14 protein-coding genes are annotated in these 17637 nt (G+C 46.4%); all 14 read left to right on the top strand.

The annotated features are described in order from the left end of the window. Nucleotides 1-6 precede the first annotated feature (6 nt). The 14 genes from Q8K48_00885 (at nt 7) to lepA (ending at nt 17635) form a co-directional block, all read left to right on the top strand. On the top strand, nt 7-1230 hold the full coding sequence (locus Q8K48_00885; protein ID MDP1850955.1) for an MFS transporter: 1224 nt from the start codon (nt 7-9) through the stop codon (nt 1228-1230). Between the two features lie 72 nt (nt 1231-1302). Next, on the top strand, nt 1303-2589 hold the full coding sequence (gene clpX, locus Q8K48_00880) for an ATP-dependent Clp protease ATP-binding subunit ClpX (GenBank protein ID MDP1850954.1): 1287 nt from the start codon (nt 1303-1305) through the stop codon (nt 2587-2589). A gap of 15 nt (nt 2590-2604) precedes the next feature. Beyond that, nucleotides 2605-5181, top strand: a complete 2577-nt coding sequence (locus Q8K48_00875; GenBank protein MDP1850953.1) for a valine--tRNA ligase — start codon at nt 2605-2607, stop codon at nt 5179-5181. Continuing rightward, the gene (locus Q8K48_00870) at nt 5178-6524 is read left to right on the top strand and encodes a folylpolyglutamate synthase/dihydrofolate synthase family protein (GenBank protein MDP1850952.1); all 1347 of its coding nucleotides are present in this window, start codon (nt 5178-5180) and stop codon (nt 6522-6524) included. The genes Q8K48_00875 and Q8K48_00870 overlap by 4 nt, the downstream gene beginning before the upstream one ends. Then, nucleotides 6521-6859, top strand: a complete 339-nt coding sequence (locus Q8K48_00865) for a DUF4233 domain-containing protein (GenBank protein MDP1850951.1) — start codon at nt 6521-6523, stop codon at nt 6857-6859. The genes Q8K48_00870 and Q8K48_00865 overlap by 4 nt, the downstream gene beginning before the upstream one ends. Before the next feature lie 15 nt (nt 6860-6874). Further along, nucleotides 6875-7288, top strand: a complete 414-nt coding sequence (gene ndk, locus Q8K48_00860) for a nucleoside-diphosphate kinase (protein ID MDP1850950.1) — start codon at nt 6875-6877, stop codon at nt 7286-7288. A 15-nt stretch (nt 7289-7303) separates the two neighbouring features. Beyond that, nucleotides 7304-8341: a rod shape-determining protein gene (locus Q8K48_00855; GenBank protein ID MDP1850949.1), complete on the top strand. Its 1038-nt coding sequence runs from the start codon at nt 7304-7306 to the stop codon at nt 8339-8341. 13 nt (nt 8342-8354) lie between these two features. Beyond that, nucleotides 8355-9278 carry a rod shape-determining protein MreC gene (mreC, locus tag Q8K48_00850; GenBank protein ID MDP1850948.1) on the top strand — a complete coding sequence of 308 codons (924 nt, stop codon included), beginning with the start codon at nt 8355-8357 and terminating at the stop codon, nt 9276-9278. Between the two features lie 6 nt (nt 9279-9284). Further along, a complete protein-coding gene (locus tag Q8K48_00845; GenBank protein MDP1850947.1) occupies nt 9285-9806 on the top strand; it encodes a hypothetical protein in 522 nt (173 codons plus the stop codon). After that, entirely contained in the window at nt 9803-11893 is a 2091-nt protein-coding gene (gene mrdA / locus Q8K48_00840) for a penicillin-binding protein 2 (protein MDP1850946.1), read from the top strand. The genes Q8K48_00845 and mrdA overlap by 4 nt, the downstream gene beginning before the upstream one ends. Continuing rightward, nucleotides 11890-13050 carry a rod shape-determining protein RodA gene (rodA, locus tag Q8K48_00835; protein MDP1850945.1) on the top strand — a complete coding sequence of 387 codons (1161 nt, stop codon included), beginning with the start codon at nt 11890-11892 and terminating at the stop codon, nt 13048-13050. Before mrdA ends, rodA begins: the two co-directional genes overlap by 4 nt. Nucleotides 13051-13223: 173 nt before the next feature. After that, nucleotides 13224-15377, top strand: a complete 2154-nt coding sequence (locus tag Q8K48_00830; protein ID MDP1850944.1) for an Rne/Rng family ribonuclease — start codon at nt 13224-13226, stop codon at nt 15375-15377. An 81-nt stretch (nt 15378-15458) separates the two neighbouring features. Further along, nucleotides 15459-15728, top strand: coding sequence for a 30S ribosomal protein S20 (gene rpsT / locus Q8K48_00825; GenBank protein ID MDP1850943.1), 270 nt, complete (start codon nt 15459-15461; stop codon nt 15726-15728). 32 nt (nt 15729-15760) lie between these two features. Beyond that, the gene (gene lepA, locus Q8K48_00820; protein MDP1850942.1) at nt 15761-17635 is read left to right on the top strand and encodes a translation elongation factor 4; all 1875 of its coding nucleotides are present in this window, start codon (nt 15761-15763) and stop codon (nt 17633-17635) included. Nucleotides 17636-17637: the final 2 nt, after the last annotated feature.

Here is a 17637-nt window from a genome sequence, read left to right as displayed (position 1 = left end):
GCAGGTATGAAGCTATTTGAGGCGGGCTCCCTTTGGTCATACAAGGGGTACCGTTTCTTTTGGATATCAACGACAATCTTTGTTCTTGGCGCATCGGCCTTTCCGATTGCGCTCGCCGTTACAGTTTTAGATGCAGGCGGGACGGCTACATCACTTGGTTTAATTCTCGGGGCGCGCGTTTTATCGGGAGTTCTGTTTGCACCCTTTGCCGGTGTTTGGTCGGATCGATTGCCACGCAAACAGGTAATGATTGTGGCTGATTTATCACGAGCGGGAATTGTCTTTTCAATGGTTTTTGTTTCAGCTCCGCAACTTCCGCATTTCCTCTTAGGTTTGGCTGTTTTTTTAATGGGAGTTGGAGATGCTTTCGGCGCGGCATCAGCAGGTGCCATCATGCCCTCACTGTTGCCCGATGAGAAATTGCCTGCAGGAAATGTTGCGCGTGGCATAGTTGTTAAATCCGCTTCGATTATTGGACCTGGCATAGGCGGAGTCTCAGTATTTTTAATTGGTGGTCGACTCACATTCCTCATTACTGCCATTGCATTTGCCGTAGGGACTATTTTCTTGGCGAAGATTAAAGAGGATATGAACACCGATAGAAAGCCACAAGAACCCTTTATGGTTGAAATGCGTGAAGGTTTGCGCACTGTTATTGAAATACCATGGATTGGCGCGATGATTGCCATGGCATCTTTCCAACTCATGGTCGTACTGGCCGCTGAGGTCGTTTTGCTGCCAGTAATTACTCGCCGAGAGTTTGGCACAAATACGGCCTTCGCGCTTTCGGCGGCCGCGTTTTCTGTAGGTGGAATCATCTCAGCAATCGCCTGTGTGAAGTTAAAGATTAAGCACCAAGGACAGTTTTCAGTTCTCGTGTGGATGCTACTGATAATCGCCCCGCTCTCACTTGCATTCCCAATCTCTCAAACATTTGTTGTTATTTCATATCTGCTCGCCGGCTTTTCCGTGGGTCCATGGGAGGCATTTTGGGCATCTGCAATCCAACGTGAAGTTCCTCGGGAGTTACAGGGACGAGTCTTTTCTCTAGATCACATGGGCTCGGTTGGCTTAATGCCGCTAGGAATGGCACTTGTTGGTCCAGCAGTCAACCTCTTTGGCGAAAAGGAGTTATTAATTGGAGCTTCAATTTTTCATGTCATTGTAGGTTTTTTGGTTCTGACAGTCCCTGGAGTTAAAGATATGAAAATGCCAGAAAAGCAACGTTGATTATTCTTACGGCGAACACAGACAGGCTTAAATACCAAGGCGGAAAATCGCTTAAGAATCTAAACTTTGGCCATGACAAGAATCGGTGAAACTAGCGATCTGCTCAAATGCTCCTTCTGTGGGAAAACTCAGAAGCAGGTTAAAAAACTTATTGCCGGTCCTGGCGTCTATATCTGTGATGAGTGCATTGAACTCTGTAATGAAATTATTGTTGAAGAGCTCTCCGATGCTACATCTCTTGGCTTAGCAGAACTCCCGAAACCACAAGAGATTTTTGAATTTCTCGATCAATATGTCATTGGTCAGGATCGCGCCAAGAAATCGCTTTCGGTCGCCGTATATAACCATTACAAACGTGTGCAGGGTGGGCATCGTGATGATTCAATTGAATTAGCAAAATCCAATATTTTACTTTTAGGTCCAACCGGCTGCGGAAAGACTTTAATGGCACAGACTCTTGCGCGCATGCTCAATGTGCCTTTTGCAATAGCAGATGCGACTGCATTGACCGAGGCAGGATATGTTGGCGAAGATGTTGAGAATATTTTGCTTAAACTTCTGCAGGCCGCAGATTACGATGTCAAAAAAGCTGAAACAGGAATTATTTACATCGATGAGATCGATAAAGTTGCTAGAAAATCAGAGAACCCCTCTATTACCCGAGATGTTTCAGGCGAAGGTGTTCAGCAGGCTTTACTAAAAATACTAGAAGGAACAATCGCTTCGGTTCCGCCACAAGGTGGACGTAAGCATCCTCATCAGGAGTTTATTCAGATTGACACTACGAACGTTCTCTTTATCGTTGGCGGGGCTTTCTCTGGACTTGAGAAGATTATCGAATCACGAAGCGGTAAGGCAGGCGTTGGATTTAATGCAACCTTGCAGGATGCTAAGCAGAAGAACCGCAGGGATATTTTCGCCGATGTTATGCCTGAGGACTTATTGAAATTTGGCATGATCCCTGAGTTCATTGGTCGGCTTCCAGTTTTAACTAGTGTTGAAAATTTAGACAAGAGCGCCCTGATGAGGATTCTTACTGAACCTAAAAACGCCCTTGTCAAGCAGTATCAGCGCCTCTTTGATTTAGATAACGTCGAACTTGAATTTTCAATGGAAGCTCTCGATTCAATTGCAGACCTAGCCCTCATCCGCGGAACAGGTGCCCGTGGTTTGCGCGCGATTATGGAATCTGTGCTGCTTTCAGTGATGTATGACGTTCCTAGCCGAAGCGATATCGCAAAGGTCTTAGTAACCAAAGATTGCATTGAATCCGGTGCACAACCAGAGTTCATTAAGCATTCAGGCGATATTCCAAAGCGTTCACGAGGGCAAAAGGGTCAAGAGGAGAAGAGCGCATAATCTAGACTGCTCCTTATGTCCGACGAGCTAACTTCCAACTTTTCACCCGCCGATATTGAGGCGCAACTCTATGAAAAGTGGGTCGCCGCTGGATACTTCAGAGCCAATCCGCACTCTACAAAGCCACCCTTCACCATCGTTATTCCACCTCCAAATGTCACGGGCTCGTTGCATATCGGACATGCCTTAGACCACACGTTGCAAGACACCCTCACACGCATGAAACGCATGAAGGGCTTTGAGACATTGTGGCTACCTGGAATGGATCACGCCGGTATTGCAACACAAAACGTGGTTGAAAAGCAGTTAGCGACACAAGGTCTCACACGTCATGACGTAGGCCGAGATGGGTTTATAAAGAAAGTTTGGGAGTGGAAATCCGAATCGGGGGGAGTGATTTTAGATCAGATGCGTCGCTTAGGCGATAGTGTCGACTGGTCACGTGAAGCTTTCACAATGGATGCTGGACTATCCACCGCAGTGCTAACAATTTTTAAGAAACTCTATGACCAAGGCCTTATATATCGCGCAGAAAGAATCATTAATTGGTGTCCACGCTGTTTAACTGCTCTCTCAGATATTGAAGTTGACCATCAGGACGATGCGGGCGAGTTTGTTCAAGTTCGTTACGGAGAAGGCGACATTCACATCACTGTGGCAACTACTCGTGCCGAAACGATGCTTGGCGACGGTGCAGTCGCAGTTCATCCAGACGATGAACGTTATAAGCACTTAGTTGGGAAGCTTGTTTTGCTTCCACTTGCAAATCGATACATTCCAATTATTGCCGATGAGTTAGTTGAAATGGATTTTGGAACTGGTGCGGTCAAAGTAACTGCAGCCCATGATCCAAACGACTTTGAAATGGCGGTACGTCATAACGTTCCATTCGTTGTCATTATGAATGAGCACGGTGTAATGGATGGATCAGGAACGGTATTTGATGGCATGGATCGCTTTGATGCACGCAAAGCCGTAGTTGAAGCTCTTCGCGCAGAAGGTCGCATCATGGAAGAAAAACGTCCGTACATTCACGCAGTAGGTCACTGCTCTCGATGCGACACCACAGTTGAGCCACGATTATCAAAACAATGGTTTGTAAAAGTTGCACCACTTGCAAAGGCGGCAGGGGATGCAGTCCGAGATGGTCGCGTAAAAATTGAACCAGACGAGTTAGCGCCCCGTTATTTTGATTGGATCGATAACATGCATGACTGGTGTATTTCACGCCAGTTGTGGTGGGGACATCGAATTCCAGTGTGGTATGGACCGCTTGGTGAAGTAGTTGTAGTTGGACCTGGCGAACAGGCTCCATCTGGTTACACACAAGATCCAGATGTATTAGATACTTGGTTCTCATCGGCGCTCTGGCCATTTTCAACGCTTGGATGGCCCGCCCAAAGCGATGATTTAAAGAAGTTTTATCCAACTTCCGTCCTAATAACCGGCTATGACATTTTGTTCTTCTGGGTGGCTCGTATGATGATGTTTGGACTTTTTGCAATGGATGGCGTGCAGCCATTTCATACTATCGCTCTTCACGGTTTAGTACGCGATCAATTCGGTAAGAAAATGTCGAAATCAAAGGGAAACACCGTTGACCCACTTGAGTTTATGGATAAGTACGGCGCCGATGCACTGCGCTTTACTCTGGCGCGCGGTGCAAACCCAGGTAAAGATCAAGCCATTGCTGAAGAGTGGATCGCAGGCTCTCGTAACTTTGCGACCAAACTATGGAATGCAACACGCTTTGCAATGCTAAATGGTGCCACCGTTAAAGGTGACCTACCTGATATTTCAACTCTTAATGAAATTGATAAGTGGATTCTAAACCGTTTATCTGAAACGATTTCAGAAGTTGATGTTCTCCTCGAGCGGTACGAATTTGCGCGTGCATGTGAACTGATGTATCACTTTGCTTGGGATGATGTTTGTGATTGGTACCTAGAGCTTTCAAAAGAGAGCCTCTCATCTGGAAAGGCCGAAGGAACTAAGCGGGTACTTGGTTTTGTTCTCGATCAACTATTTCGCCTAATGCATCCAATCATGCCGTTTATAACGGAAACAATGTGGACCGCATTAACTGGTGGAGAATCCCTAGTAATCGCGCAGTGGCCACTAGCTCAGGCAGACCACATAGATAAAAAGGCTGAAAAGTTAGTTCGCGAAATACAAGAGATTATTACTGATGTGCGTAGATTCCGTAATGACCAAGGAATTAAAACTTCACAGAAGATTCCGGCCCGCTTTGTTGCTCCAGCTCACTTAAATGAGTACTTAGGTGCGATGGCTTTTGTTTTACGGCTGGATTTAGGCGAAATCACACCAACTGCACATTGTGAAATCGGAAATGTGACGGTTGAGTTTGATTTAACTAACTCAATCGATGTTGGCGCAGAGCGAGCTCGACTTGAAAAAGATTTAGCTAGCGCACAAAAAGATAAGCAAACCGCAGAGGTAAAGTTAAATAACCAAGGCTTTATGGCTAATGCCCCTGAGAACGTTGTTGTCGAGATTCGAGAGAGATTAGAGAAGACATCGGCAGATATCGAACGCATCTCTGCACAATTGTTAAAGTTACTCCAGGCATGATTATCTCGCCAGAAGATCAAGAACGAATAGATGCGATAGAGCAGGCGCTTCTAGCGCGTTGGCCTGAAATAAGAATTGCCCCTACGACTGTGCGAATTGCCGCTCTTGTAGATATTCTCGGCTCACCGCAGTTGACCTATCCAACCATTCACGTGGGAGGGACGAACGGTAAAACCACCACAACACGGATGATTGACGCGCTTTTGTTTGCACATGGCCTTCGAACAGGGTGTTTTACGAGTCCGCATCTAGAGACTTATCTAGAACGTATTGCAATTAATGGTCAGCCAATTGACCCAAAAGCATTGATTTTTGCTTATAACGACATTGCAGCATATTTAGATTTGATTGATTCGAAATTTCCAGATCCAATATCCTTCTTTGAAGCCATTACTGCACTCGGCTTTGTCGCATTTGCCGAGCATCCCGTTGATGTGGCCGTAATTGAAGTTGGCATGGGTGGAGAATGGGATGCAACAAATGTCATTGATGCCGACGTTTCAGTAATCATGCCAATTGGCTTTGATCATATGGAGTATTTGGGCCACACTCTTCACGAGATTGCCAGTACGAAAGCTGGAATTATTAAAGAGGGTGGCTTTATTGTTCTGGCTCAGCAAGAGCCCGAAGCGGCAAAAGAGTTAATTCGAAAAGCCGCTGAAGTTGGTGCCGATGTAGTTCGCGAAGGTATCGAATACTCACTTGCATCTCGTGCTGTAGCAGTAGGTGGTCAATTAATTACAATCAAAGGAATGCACGAGGTCTATGAAGATATTTTTCTTCCGCTACATGGCAAGCACCAGGCCGCCAATGCCGCAAGTGCCCTAGTTGCAGTGGAAGCGTTCTTTGGTGAACAGCCTTTAGATATTGAGGCCGTCCGCAGCGGTTTTGCTGCAGTCACATCACCGGGACGTTGTGAAGTTGTTCATCGCGAGCCGACAATTATTCTGGACGCGGCACACAATCCGCATGGTGCAAAGGCACTTGCAGAGACATTGGCGAACGAGTTTAACTTTGATGAGATTGTGGCAGTTGTAGGAGTATTTGGTGATAAAGATGCCGCTGGAATTTTGCAAGAGTTAGAATCCGTTGTTGATCATGTAATAGTTACTCAAAGCTCATCAGATCGTGCAATGCCATCGGGGGAACTTGAAAAAATCGCTTCACAAGTCTTTGGAGCCGATCGAGTTTTTGAAGTGGGTGAACTTCATGCAGCCCTTGATCGCGCAGTCAGTGATGCTCTCCGTCCGCTCAGTGAGGACACGATTGGAATCATTGTGACGGGATCTGTAGTTACCGTTGGCCAAGCTCGCAGTTACATTCGTAAGAGGTTCTCTCAGTGAGAGTTTTAGGTGCATCGGTACTGGTAATGGAGTCATTGGCACTTGGTTTTGCAATCTTGCTAGCAACTAAGGATCAATCTGCCTCGACAATCATCTACGGCTCCATAATCTCATTTCTGCTATTTATGACAGCGGGGTTTCTCAAGCACCGCTCAGCTTTCTATCTTGCCTCAATACTTCAGATTTTCATGATCTCCTTTGGCTTCTTCGTGCCATCCTTTATTGTCATAGGGATGATTTTTGCGGGCTTATGGGTCGCTGCCATCATTGTTGGGCGAAAGGGCGAGGCTGCTCGCGCAGCCCTCATGGCACAGGCCCAGGAAAAGGGCCAATAGAATAGGCAGGTGAGCATTGAGAAAACGCTGGTCCTAGTAAAGCCAGATGGGGTCCATAGAGGCTTAGTAGGCGAAGTCATTTCCCGTATCGAAGCCAAGGGATATTCCATTGATGCATTGAGAATGTTACACGCCGATCGGGAGTTGCTAGAGCAACACTACGCAGAACATGTTGGTAAGGTTTTTTATGAGCCGCTCGTTGAGTTCATGATGTCAGGTCCGATTGTTGCCATCGTTGCATCTGGTAATCGCGTTATCGAGGGATTTCGTGCTCTAGCTGGTCTGACCGATCCAACAGTTGCCGCACCTGGCACGATTCGTGGGGACTTAGCTCGAGATCAAGGAACTAAAGTAGTTCAAAATATTGTGCATGGCTCCGATTCAACAGAATCTGCCGCGCGCGAGATTAAAATTTTCTTCCCTAATTAATCAAGGAGTATAAGCATGGCGTCACAAAACAGAATGTCGTTTATTGGCCGGGATATGGCCGTTGACCTCGGCACTGCGAATACTCTCGTATACGTGCGAGGGCGTGGAATTGTTTTGAACGAGCCATCAGTAGTTGCAGTCAATCAAGATACTGGCGGAATTTTAGCCGTTGGTAAAGAGGCAAAAGATATGATTGGCCGTACTCCAGGAAATATCGTTGCAATTCGTCCACTCAAAGATGGCGTTATCGCGGACTTTGAAACTACCGAACGTATGTTGCGTTACTTCATCCAAAAGGTTCACCGCCGTCGCTATTTAGCAAAGCCTCGCATTGTTGTCTGTGTACCCTCAGGAATTACTGGCGTAGAACAACGCGCAGTTAAAGATGCGGCCTATGCAGCAGGTGCACGTAAAGTTTATATTATTGAAGAGCCAATGGCGGCCGCAATTGGAGCAGGTCTTCCCATTCATGAACCGACTGGAAATATGGTCGTTGATATCGGTGGTGGCACAACTGAAGTTGCAGTTATTTCTCTTGGCGGAATTGTCTGTTCGCTCTCAATTCGCGTCGGTGGTGACGAACTTGATCAATCTATTATTAACTGGGTTAAGCGTGAATTTTCGCTACTTTTGGGTGAGCGCACAGCAGAAGAGATCAAGATGGCTATCGGTTCGGCGTATCCTCTAGCCGGTGAAAATGATGCTGAAATTCGTGGACGTGACTTAGCCACGGGACTTCCAAAGACAATCGTCGTATCAGCGGCAGAGATTCGCAAAGCTATCGAAGAGCCGGTCAATGCCATAGTAAATGCGGTCAAGAGCACGCTGGATAAGACGCCACCGGAGTTAGCCTCAGATCTTATGGATCGTGGAATTGTTTTGACCGGCGGCGGTGCATTGCTGAAAGGCCTTGATGAACGTCTCCGTAAAGAAACGGGAATGCCGATTCATGTTGCAGAGCGCCCCCTCGATGCCGTTGTAGAAGGATCTGGAAAGTGCATCGAAGAGTTTGAAGCTTTAGAAAAAGTTTTAATTTCCGAACCTCGCCGATAGGAACTCTAAAGCAATGCGCAGAGATGGTGGAGGGCGAAACCGTCTGCTCTTAATTATTCTCATCGTTACCGCTCTATTTATGATCACCCTTGATTTACGAGGTGTCGGATTGCTTGAAAATGCACGGTCGGGGACTCAGAGCGTACTTTCTCCATTTCAGCGTGCTGGAAATGTAGTACTTACTCCTTTCAAAAACTTTTTTTCAGATCTAACTCACTTAGGTCGTACTCGAACTCAAATTGAGAAATTACGTTCCGAAAATGCCAAGTTAAGAGCCCAATTAATAACTCGTAAGAGTGCAGATGCGGCATTGAATCAATTAAAAACTATTTTGGATTTGGCGGGCACAGCTGGCTATAAAATTGTGAACGCTCGAGTAATTAGTCAGGGATCTAGTCAATCTTTTTCACAAACAATTACAATAGATGCTGGAACAAAAGCAGGTGTTAGAAAGAACATGACCGTGTTATCAGAGGCTGGGTTAGCAGGAGTTGTTAAAGAGGTTTATTCCAATTCAGCCTTGGTCTCATTAGCAACTGATCCATCATTTAAAATTGGAATCCGGATTGCAGGAACCCAGCAGATAGGCATTCTTTCTGGTCAAGGAACTCGTTCGGCAAGCCTTCAATTAATCGACAATTTAACTAATGTAAAAGTGGGAGATATATTGCTCTCGCGGGGAAGCCTTGCAAATCGACCATTTGTTCCTGGAGTACCCGTTGGATATGTAACTGCCGTTGATAACTCGGCCGGTTCCATTGCGCAGAGCGCAACAGTGCACCTATATACAAATTTTTCTACTCTTGGCGTAGTCGCAGTAGTTCTCGGTGCGCCACTGATGAATCCAGGCGATGCCCTTGTTCCTGTAAAACCTGAGCCAACACCAATTCCTACGGTAACCATTTTCGTCACGCCTTCGCCGATTCCAACGGAGTAATTAGTTATGACCGCGCGCCAGATTTACATTGCATTGCCGATATTTCTCACGATGTATGTCTTTCAGGAGGCAGTAGTTAATCAATTTCGTTTACCTGGTGGTGGCTTCTCGCTCTTCCTCATCTTCACATTGGTTTGGGCGATACTGAGTACACCCGAAGTGGCTGCCCTCGCAGGCTTTCTCGGAGGGTTCTTAATGGACTTTTCTCAGAGTTCGAGTGGTCCAATTGGGCAGTGGACGTTATTAATGATTGCCGCTTGTTATGGCGTTGCATATTTTGGATCTGGAAATGATGGCCTATCGGGAAGTCCGTTGGGCTTTACCTTTTTTACCACCACTGCAGTTCTCTTAGTTGAATGTGCCTATGTGTTTACTGCCCTCTTATTTGGCCTTCAATTTGGAAACTTCGGTCAAATCGCGATTACTATTTTTGGTATTTCAACATGGTCGCTTGTCATAACGCCAATAGTTTTGCCAATTTTTTCCCGTTTACATGCAGTTACCTTTGATACGCGGTCAAAGATATGAACCAGCGCTCGAGACTGAACCTACTTGTCTTTCAAATTTTAGTAATTTCACTCATGGTCGCCTTATTTGGTCGACTTTTCTACCTCCAAGTAGCGGCCGGACCTAAGTATCGCGAAGCAGCTTTAAGTATTCAAAGTCGAGATGTTATATATCCTGCAACACGTGGATTAATCGTTGACTCATCTGGTGTACCTCTGGCTTTAAACAAAGTAGGACTAGCAATAACAATAGATCGAATCGCCATTGATCTGCAGCAAGATAAAGGCGTAAGCGTTATGAAACGCTTAAGCAAACTCTTAAAACTCAAATATAGAGATATTTATCGCAACACTCGTCTGTGTGGGGAGTTGCCAACTGGTCAAAGGGCCGGGTGTTGGACGGGTTCACGCTACCAACCGATTCCGATTACAAAAGAGGCTGATACAGAAACTGCACTTCAGATCGTTGAACGCTCCGATCAATTTCCTGGTGTAAATGCCGAACCAATAGCGATTCGAAATTATCCAGGAATTGCTGGGCTCAATGCCGCGCATGTTCTAGGTTACGTTGGTCCATTAACCGATAGCGATCTTGCTAAAGGAAATGGAAAACAGTATTTTCGAAGCGAGTCAATTGGCAAGTCAGGTTTAGAGTTTTCATATGATTCTTATCTGCGAGGAACCCCAGGCATAAAAACGCTAATTGTTGATCGAAAAGAGGCAATTACTGCGCAAGGCCAAAACACTGAATCTATTCCGGGCAATCACTTAGTAACTTCACTGGATGCGCGGTTACAAGCGGCTGTAGAGGTTGCACTAGCTGATGCAGTATTGCGAGGCCGGGCAAATGGATATACATCTGATTCCGGTGCAGCCGTCGTGATGGATGTCCGTAATGGTCAAGTTTTAGCCATGGCTTCATATCCAACATATGATCCGAACGCCTTCGAAAAAGGATTAACGGTTCAACAAGCATCAGATCTTTATAGTGAGAGTAAAGGCGTTCCGGCACTCTCGCGCGCGATGCAAGGGCTATTTGCTCCAGCATCTACATTTAAATCTGTTTCAGTCGTTGCCGCGGCATCTGCGGGTTATAACCTCAACGCATCTTATAACTGTCCGTCAGAAGTTCAAGTTGGAGATAGAGCTTTTCAAAACTTTGAAAGTAGATCGCAGGGAGTAATGAGTTTAAAGAAAGCCATTGCCGACTCATGTGACACCATTTGGTATCGAATAGCCTTTGATGAGTGGTTACGAGATGGTGGCCTTCGCCCAAAGTCCAACCCGAATGATTATTTCTTTAAGGCCGCTCAAAGTTTTAAAATCACTCAAAGGGTTGGTATTGATTTACCTTCTGAATCAACGTCACGTCTGGCCGATAGAGCATATAAAAAGAGTTGGTATCAACAGAACAAAGATTTTTACTGTAACTATACGGATCGAGCAACTAAAGCGCAGCAGACGCCATTCTTAGTTTTACTGGCTAAAGAAAACTGCGTGGATGGTGACAAGATTCGTGCAGGAGATGCCGTGAACTTTTCCATTGGTCAAGGTGACACTGTTGTTACTCCACTGAAGTTGACTCAGATGTATGCAGCTATCGGTAATGGTGGAACTATCTGGCAGATGATGATTGGAAAGGCTATTGTTAAAACCGATGGGACAGTTATTAAAACTATGTCACCTCAAAAGCTAGGTAAATTGACTGCCTCTAAATCGACTTTAAAGTTTTTACACGGCGCTTTGCGCGAAGTAGTTATCTCCGGAACCGGCGCGGGAGCTTTCTCAGGATTCCCAATATCAGTCAGTGGAAAGACTGGAACGGCAGAAGTATTTGGTCGCAACCTCGACGGCTCGCTCAAAGACAACACATCGTGGTTTGCCTCATATGCACCAACTGAAAAACCACGATTTGCAGTAGTGATGATGGTTAGCCAAGGTGGATTTGGTGCTTCAACATCAGGTGTTGGGGTTCGCAAGATTTACGAAGCGCTCTTTGGAGTCAGAGGAAACGAAGTAATTCCGGGTGCAGCGCTCTTTGTAGATGGAAAACCACCCGTAAAGCTTCCTAAGATTTCTCCAGCAACTAAGCCTAAGGTAACTCCATGAGTCAGATATCTGCACGCCAACGCTTATATCGCCGTAGTCGATCATCAATATTTCATGGGTTTGATCCAGTACTAACTGCTGCAGTTGCTTTACTTCTTGTGATGGGTACTTTATTGGTCTATGCAGCAACACGTGATTGGTATGCGCGCAATGGTTTAGATCCACAGTATTACTTAAAACGTCATGTCATTAATATTGCAATAGGAGTTTTATTGGCCTATGGCACAACGGTTATTGATTATCGATTACTGCGGGCGTATACACCTATTTTTTGGGGTTTGAGCGTACTTGGTTTAGTCATGGTCTTGATTCCCGCGCTTGGAAGTACTGTAAATGGTGCACGTGCATGGATTGCCTTACCAGGTGGTTTTCAAATTCAACCGGCAGAGCTGGCAAAGATTGCAATTATTATTGGAATGTCAATGTTGCTTTCGGAGCGAAGCCACAATAGTAATGAACCATCTTCGCAAGATGTAATACAGGCGCTAGTAATTGCAGGGCTACCAGTCCTGTTGATTATTATTCAGCCCGATATGGGCACTGTTTTTATTATTAGTGCATCTGTCGTAACAATTATTGCCGTCTCTGGCGCACCATCGCGTTGGGTCGCCGGTTTACTCATTGTTGCAGTTCTAGGAGCAGTGGTGGCGACAAAAACCGGTGTGATTAGCGAGTATCAACTTAATCGTTTGCAAACATTCGTAGACCCGAACGCAGATACGCAAGGCTCAGGTTATCAACTGCGACAAGCTCGAATCGCCGTTGGCTCTGGTGGCTTACTCGGAACTGGCCTGTTCAATGGCCCTCAAACAAATGGGCGTTTTGTGCCTGAACAGCAAACTGACTTTATCTTTACCGTTGCCGGTGAGGAGCTTGGATTCATAGGAAGCGGTTTTATTCTCCTTTTATACCTGCTGGTGCTCATGCGCGCCTTTTCCATTGCTCGGCGCACAACCGATCCCTTTGGGCGTTTAATGACCACGGGGGTAATCGCATGGTTTGCCTTCCAACTCTTTGAAAATATTGGGATGACGCTTGGACTCATGCCAATGACTGGTGTACCCCTTCCATTCATCTCCTATGGAGGATCATCAATGTTCGCCACGTTAATCGGCTTTGGGCTCCTTCAGAACGTTCACGCGCGCTCAAAGGGCTAAATCTGGCGTTAAAGTAGGTAAATTAGCTCTCCTCTGCCATACTTAGCCAACAGTTCAGCGCGGCTCGCGAATCCTTCGCGGCAAAAGCCCAGCGCGGACAGGTCAGAAAAAACCTAAACGGGATTTTTTTCACAGTAGAGCGTTTTTAGTAAACGCATAGAGGATTTGGTGCCATGGCGATTGAGCCTAAAACACCGCGCAAGCGTGCGGTTAAGAAAGCAAAAGCAAGTGAATTCGTTACACATGAGGTCGATAAAGGCGATCTCGGTGAGATAGCGGCCATTGAAGTTAAAAAGCCAGTTCGCAAAAAGGCGACTGCCGTGCCTGTTCCAATTTTTCAAGCCGCCCCTGATGAACCCATTGCTAAGGCGCCGCGTAAGAAGGCTCCTTTAGAGCCAATCGTCGAAGCGGTCAAGCCTGAGGTTGGCTCAAGTACCGGACCAGATGATGCAGAAGATCGCGCAAACCGAAATCGCCGCCGCCGCAGAGGTGGTCGGGGACGTCGCAAACCAGGTGTCGAAGGCGCCACAAATGACGAGGAGAGCGAAGAGACAAGTGAGAGTTCTGCTGAAGCTTCAACACACCGTCGTCGTCGACGTCGGGTAGCCGGTATTGACGGAGTAACTCCTGGAGAGACCGTAGAAGACGATGGCGTTGTAACTATTGTTAAAGTCCGTGAGGTTCGCGAGCGCCCAGTACGTCAGGCTCGCACTGAACGAGCCGAGCGTCCTGAGCGCCGCAGCTCCCGAACCGCACGTCCCGATCGCGTAGAGCGCGCAGGGCGAAGTGAATACCGCGAGCCATATCGCAAACGCGGAACGATTATTACCGATGGAGAGTTTTTAGCACGTCGCGAAAATGTTGATCGCGAGATGCTTGTTCGACAGATCGCTGATCGCACCCAGATCGCCGTCATCGAAGATGGTGTCATGGTTGAGCATTATGTGAACCGCAATAGCAACGTTTCATACGTTGGAAATGTTTACTTAGGCCGCGTACAAAATGTTCTGCCATCTATGGAGGCCGCTTTCGTTGATATTGGCAAAGGTCGAAATGCAGTTTTATATGCCGGTGAGGTTAACTGGGATGCTGCAGGAATTTCAGAGTCTCAGCCACGTAAAATTGAAACTGTTTTAAAGAGCGGTCAAAGCGTTCTTGTTCAGGTGACTAAAGATCCAATCGGACAAAAAGGCGCTCGCCTCACAAGTCAGATTTCCTTGCCAGGGCGCTATGTTGTCTATGTCCCAGGCGGCGGAATGTCGGGAATTTCAAAGCGACTGCCAGAGACTGAGCGCACTCGCTTAAAAGCGATTTTGAAAAATTTGATTCCAGAGACTGCCGGTGTAATTGTTCGGACCGCAGCCGAAGGTGTGAGCGAAGAAGATCTAACAAGTGATGTCGCTCGCCTGAAAGCACAGTGGGATGATATTTATGCTAAAAGTGAGAATCCAAACTTCCATCCACCTGCCGCGCTGTATCAAGAGCCTGATCTTGCAGTCCGTGTTATTCGCGATATCTTCAATGAGGATTTCCGAAAGTTAACGGTTCAAGGTTCGAGTGCTTGGGATGAAGTTACTAATTATCTTGGCTTTATTGCACCTGAGCTCACAACTAAGATTGAAAAATACACCGGCACCGGCGACTTATTCGCAGATTTCCGCGTTGAAGAGCAGTTAGCTAAGGCATTTGATCGCAAGGTATATCTGCCATCGGGCGGTTCCCTTGTTATTGATCGTACTGAAGCGATGATAGTTATCGATGTAAACACCGGTAAGTTCATCGGCAAGGGTGGAAATCTTGAAGAGACCGTTACTAAAAATAACCTTGAGGCCGCTGAAGAGATTGCGCGTCAACTACGTCTTCGCGACTTAGGTGGAATCGTTGTCATTGACTTCATCGACATGATCCTTGAATCTAACCGAGAAATGGTTCTACGCCGTTTAGTTGAATCCCTTGGACGCGATCGCACTAAGCATCAAGTCGCAGAAGTTACATCTCTTGGCCTTGTTCAAATGACACGCAAACGCGTTGGTCAGGGTCTGATCGAGGCCTTTTCAACAACGTGTGATGCTTGTAATGGTCGCGGAATACATATTCATATGGAGCCGGTCAAGATAAAGGCACCAATGCCACAGCTCGATGTTCCATCATCTAGGCATGAAGATGCCGACGAGAATGATGCCACTGAGCATGAGTTTCACGAATCACTCAACGCCGATGTATTAATTGATGCAACGGATGAGATTGAGCAAACTAGGCCTGAAGCGCCAAAGGCGGGGGCACGCAAACGCCGCCGCGCCTCATCCTCAGGCATTATTACCACCTGATTTTAACCCTGATTTGAGCCTTCGAGCCCAAGCAGGTAACCTTTACCCTTCACTAACTACAAGAGTCCGGAGTACTACAGCGTGGCAAATATCAAGTCCCAGATTAAGCGCATTAAGACCAACGAGAAGGCGCGCCTTCGCAATAAGTCCGTGGGCTCATCTATTAAGACCGCTGTCCGTAAATTCCGTGATGCAGTTACTACTGGTGACTCTGCTGTTATTACGACTGAACTTCGCACCGCCTCAAAGGCGTTGGATGTTGCAGTTCAAAAGGGTGTCCTTCATAAGAACTCTGCAGCTAACAAGAAGTCATCAATGGCTAAGGCTGCTGCCAAAGCCGGCGCACGTTAATTCTTCTAATACTTTAAAGCGAGGCTAGGTTCATGCCTGCAATTTCACTTGCCAAGGCGCCGCAACCAGCATCAACTGATCCGGCGCAGATACGTAACTTCTGCATCATCGCTCACATCGATCACGGTAAATCAACTCTTGCCGATCGCATGTTGGGTATTACAGAAGTCGTCGACCCACGAAATATGCGCGCGCAGTATTTAGATCGCATGGATATCGAACGCGAACGCGGAATCACCATTAAATCCCAGGCCGTTCGACTGCCGTGGCGCAGTGGAATCGATGGCAATGAATATATCTTGAACATGATCGATACACCGGGTCACGTCGACTTTACCTATGAAGTTTCACGTTCTCTGGCTGCTTGTGAAGGCGCGGTTTTACTAGTTGATTGCGCTCAAGGTATCGAAGCGCAGACTTTGGCCAACTTATATTTAGCTATGGAAAATAATTTAACGATAATTCCAGTCCTGAATAAAATAGATTTACCAAACGCTCAACCAGAAAAATTTGCCGCAGAGCTCGCAAAACTCATTGGCTGCGAACCTGAAGACTGCCTGCGCGTTTCAGGTAAAACTGGTGATGGTGTTAAAGAGCTACTCGATCAAATCGTAAAACAGATTCCAGCCCCTACAGGCGACCCCGTTGCGCCAGCTCGCGCCTTAATCTTTGACTCGGTTTATGACAGCTATCGCGGGGTGGTTACCTATGTTCGTGTGATAGATGGTCATTTAACTCCAGGTGAACAGATTCAGATGTTTTCAACTGGCGTACGCCACGAGGCATTGGAAGTCGGAGTGATTTCACCAGAACCTGTTGCATCTAAAGGTCTAGGCGTTGGTGAAGTCGGATATTTAATTACTGGCGTAAAAGATGTTCGCCAATCACGTGTAGGTGACACGATTACAACGTACAACAACCCCACAAAACATGCATTAGCTGGATATAAAGATCCAAAACCTATGGTTTTTTCAGGTCTATTTCCATTAGATGGCGCAGATTTTCCTGCCCTGCGTGATGCATTAGATAAGTTGCAGTTAAATGATGCAGCCCTCGTTTATGAACCTGAAAGCTCTGCCGCACTTGGTTTCGGTTTTCGTTGTGGCTTTTTAGGTCTTTTGCATATGGAGATTGTTCGTGAACGGTTAGAGCGCGAACACAAGTTGAATTTAATTTCAACTGCTCCTAACGTTGTATACAACGTAACGATGGATGATGGCAAAGAAGTTCGCGTTACTAATCCATCAGAGTTCCCGAATGGGAAAGTAGCCGTTGTAAAAGAGCCAATAGTTAAATCTACGATTCTGGCGCCCTCTGAATTTATTGGCACGATCATGGAGTTATGCCAAGAACGTCGCGGCCAATTACTTGGTATGGATTACATTTCAGAGGATCGCGTTGAAATACGTTACGACCTACCACTTGCAGAAATCGTTTTTGACTTCTTTGATCAACTTAAATCTCGCACTAAAGGTTACGCCTCATTGGATTATGAAGAAAAGGGTGATGCTGAAGGCAACTTAGTAAAGGTCGATATCTTGTTACAGGGCGAGGCCGTTGATGCTTTTAGCGCAATAGTTCACCGCGATAAGGCCTACGCCTATGGCGTCATGATGACTGGAAAACTTCGCCAACTTATTCCACGTCAACAGTTTGATGTTCCTATTCAGGCAGCAATCGGCTCTCGAATTATTGCCCGCGAAAGCATTAGTGCGATCCGTAAGGATGTTTTGGCTAAGTGCTATGGCGGAGATATTTCACGTAAACGCAAACTTCTTGAGAAGCAAAAAGAAGGTAAGAAGCGCATGAAGATGGTGGGTCGAGTTGAGGTCCCTCAAGAGGCCTTCGTCGCCGCCCTTGCAACCGATGCCGATATTGAAAAGGTGAAAGCTGCACGAAAACTCTAACT

The sequence above is a fragment of the Candidatus Planktophila sp. genome (assembly GCA_030681675.1).
Lineage (GTDB): Bacteria > Actinomycetota > Actinomycetes > Nanopelagicales > Nanopelagicaceae > Planktophila.
Note: the sequence above shows the minus strand (reverse complement) of the source record. Positions and strands in the feature narration are given on the sequence as shown.

Coding starts and splice junctions, on each gene's coding strand:
- Q8K48_00855 (MDP1850949.1), top strand. CDS start 7,304: ATGGCGTCACAAAACAGAATGTCGTTTATTGGCCGGGATATGGCCGTT.
- Q8K48_00885 (MDP1850955.1), top strand. CDS start 7: ATGAAGCTATTTGAGGCGGGCTCCCTTTGGTCATACAAGGGGTACCGT.
- mrdA (MDP1850946.1), top strand. CDS start 9,803: ATGAACCAGCGCTCGAGACTGAACCTACTTGTCTTTCAAATTTTAGTA.
- Q8K48_00830 (MDP1850944.1), top strand. CDS start 13,224: ATGGCGATTGAGCCTAAAACACCGCGCAAGCGTGCGGTTAAGAAAGCA.
- rodA (MDP1850945.1), top strand. CDS start 11,890: ATGAGTCAGATATCTGCACGCCAACGCTTATATCGCCGTAGTCGATCA.
- lepA (MDP1850942.1), top strand. CDS start 15,761: ATGCCTGCAATTTCACTTGCCAAGGCGCCGCAACCAGCATCAACTGAT.
- Q8K48_00875 (MDP1850953.1), top strand. CDS start 2,605: ATGTCCGACGAGCTAACTTCCAACTTTTCACCCGCCGATATTGAGGCG.
- clpX (MDP1850954.1), top strand. CDS start 1,303: ATGACAAGAATCGGTGAAACTAGCGATCTGCTCAAATGCTCCTTCTGT.
- Q8K48_00870 (MDP1850952.1), top strand. CDS start 5,178: ATGATTATCTCGCCAGAAGATCAAGAACGAATAGATGCGATAGAGCAG.
- Q8K48_00845 (MDP1850947.1), top strand. CDS start 9,285: ATGACCGCGCGCCAGATTTACATTGCATTGCCGATATTTCTCACGATG.
- mreC (MDP1850948.1), top strand. CDS start 8,355: ATGCGCAGAGATGGTGGAGGGCGAAACCGTCTGCTCTTAATTATTCTC.